Origin of the sequence: Mycobacterium arosiense ATCC BAA-1401 = DSM 45069 (assembly GCF_002086125.1) — a bacterium.
GTDB classification, from domain to species: domain Bacteria; phylum Actinomycetota; class Actinomycetes; order Mycobacteriales; family Mycobacteriaceae; genus Mycobacterium; species Mycobacterium arosiense.
Genome location: NZ_MVHG01000344.1, coordinates 1 through 249, shown reverse-complemented (window position 1 = coordinate 249; position 249 = coordinate 1). Strand labels below are relative to the sequence as shown.

At 61.4% G+C, this 249-nt stretch carries 1 protein-coding gene; it reads right to left on the bottom strand.

Translation table 11 applies throughout. The features are described 5' to 3' along the window. Positions 1-51: 51 nt before the first annotated feature. A partial coding sequence (locus tag BST14_RS32135) for a Tn3 family transposase (RefSeq protein ID WP_142279725.1) occupies positions 52-249 on the bottom strand: 198 nt, incomplete at its 5' end.

The window sequence follows — 249 nt, the reverse complement described above, 5'->3', positions numbered from 1 at the left end:
GCTCAGCACCCACACATAGGGGTCGTCTCAGAAAACGGAAAATAAAGCACGCTAAGCCGGTTGCAGCGGCCGTAGCGGCCTGAACTTGCCCGCGCCGATCTTGGCGCTGCTGCGCCAGAGGTAATCGCCGGTCAGGTTGATGTGTTCCCAGCCCAGCGGCGACAGGTATTGCAGCAACTCACCGTTCACCGGCTTGCCGACCTCGACCAACCCCTGAGTGGCGCGCTCCAGGTACACCGTGTTCCACAA